Origin of the sequence: Mesorhizobium sp. M7A.F.Ca.AU.001.01.1.1 (assembly GCF_004022735.1) — a bacterium.
GTDB classification, from domain to species: domain Bacteria; phylum Pseudomonadota; class Alphaproteobacteria; order Rhizobiales; family Rhizobiaceae; genus Mesorhizobium; species Mesorhizobium ciceri.
In genome coordinates, this window is sequence record NZ_RZPF01000963.1 from 1 (window position 1) to 1,911 (window position 1,911).

Annotated in this window: 1 protein-coding gene and 1 pseudogene; one reads left to right on the forward strand and one right to left on the reverse strand. The window is 60.1% G+C overall.

The window, feature by feature from the left end; all coding sequences use genetic code 11:
* Positions 1–78 precede the first annotated feature (78 nt).
* On the reverse strand, positions 79–1,590 hold the full coding sequence (locus tag EN884_RS34595) for an aldehyde dehydrogenase family protein (protein WP_063170554.1): 1,512 nt from the start codon (positions 1,588–1,590) through the stop codon (positions 79–81).
* A gap of 86 nt (positions 1,591–1,676) precedes the next feature.
* Here EN884_RS34595 and EN884_RS39165 point away from each other — a divergent pair.
* Positions 1,677–1,911 (forward strand): annotated as a pseudogene (locus tag EN884_RS39165) (hypothetical protein); the annotation flags it as partial.

Here is a 1,911-nt window from a genome sequence, read left to right on the forward strand (position 1 = left end):
ACCAGATTGCGGGTCATTGGTTGACCCATATTGCCAAGGCCAAGGAAAGCGACGGTTTTCACTTGAGCATTCTCCCGGTCAGGCAGCCGACGTGTTGACGATGACGGTCTTCGACCAGGTGAAATGCTGGATCATGCTCGCCAGCGAGAGTTCACGCCCCATGCCGCTCATTTTCGTCCCCCCATATTCGATGTTGGCTTCCGCGACGGCAAACTGGTTGACCTGCACGAAGCCGGCGTCGATGCGCGACACGAAGTCGAACGCCGCCGGGAGGTTTTCCGTGAAAATCGTTGCCGCGAGGCCGTAAGGCGTATCGTTGGCCTCCTGCAGCACGGTCTCGAAATCGGTAAAGCGTGAGACAGTCGCGACCGGCCCGAAGATCTCGTCACGGCAAACGGGTGAGCTTGCGGGAACGCCCTCGATCAGCGTCGTCGAGTAGTAGTAACCCTTGTCCAGACCTTCGGGACGCTGGCCGCCGCAAAGGATACGGGCGCCCGGCGTCTGCCGCGCCATTTCAATATAGCGTTCGACCCGATCGAACTGCTTGCGCGATACGATACAGCCCACCTGTGTCGCTTCATCCAGCGGGTTTCCAACCCGGAAAGACGGAATGCCGGCCAGGACGCGCTCGATCACCGCATCATAGATGGCGTCGTGGATATAGATCCGCGTACCGGCGGAACACGACTGGCCCTGACGCTGAAGCCGAAGCCCCTGCAGAATGCCACGCGCCGCGCGATCGACATTGGCATCAGCCAGGACGATGTTCGGATTCTTGCCACCGAGTTCGGCTGTGACTGGTATGATCTTGTCGGCGGCGTAGTGCATGATCAAGGCGCCGACGGCGCTCGATCCGGTGAAGCTGATCTTGCGTACAGCCGGATGTTGGCAAAGCAGGCGACCTGCTTCCTCGCCGAGCCCGGTGATTGCGTTCGCGACGCCGGGTGGCAGAACCGCCTGTAGCAGTTCGAACACCCGAAGCACTGCCAAGGGTGCTTGCTCGGCCGGCTTTAGCACGACGGTGTTGCCCGCGGCGAGTGCCGGGGCGATCTTGCTGGCAAGCTGCATCAGCGGTGCATTCCACGGAATGATCGCGCCAACGACACCAAGCGCCTCGCGTCGCGTATAGAGCAGCCGGCCAGGATCGGGCGGATAGGTCCGGCCGTTGATCTCGCCAGCCAGGCCACCGAAATAACGCAGGATGTCGACCATGGTGCCGGCTTCATTGCGCGATTGGGTTGGAAGTGCGTTGCCAGTCTCCAGCGACGAGAGCCGGGCAATGTCTTCACGGAAGCCGTCGAGATGATCGGCTGCCCGCATGAGCAGGGCGCCGCGCTCTCTCGCCGGCGTTGCCGACCAAGACCGGAACGCAAGGGAAGCCGCATCCACCGCAGAATTGACATCCTCTATGCCGCAGCGTGGCGCAGAGCCGATGATCTCTTCGGTGGCGGGGTTCTCGATATCGAATTGCGCTGTTGTGAGCGCTTTTCTCAAGCCGCCGCCGCAGACGATCTGGCCCGAAAGTCGTCTCGCTTCCGTGGTTTGCGCGCCGATGCGCGCTTCAAGGGAGTCTGTTGCAAAGGCGTTCATACGAGATGGCTTCTGTTGTTTTTGATTGAGCATACGTATGCACTCTGTTAGACATTTGAAATGAGTTTGTCAAACGGGAGTGAGAAATGTCTGTGACAACAATCGGCCTCGTCGCTGGAGACCCATCCGGTGTCGGTCCGGAACTTTGTGCCAAATTGGTCAATGCAAAGGGGCGCCAGAGTGACCTCCGCGTTGCCGTCTTTTGTGGGAAAGGGAGCTTTCGCGACGGAATACGAATCGCTGGTCTCGATGGTGAAATCCCGGTCGTCGATAGCGTCTCATCGATTCCGGAGCGTGGCGGCGTGGCGCTGATTTCAGGTC

Excerpts from the sequence above, each read along its gene's own strand:
- EN884_RS34595 (WP_063170554.1), bottom strand. The coding sequence starts at position 1,590 with ATGAACGCCTTTGCAACAGACTCCCTTGAAGCGCGCATCGGCGCGCAA.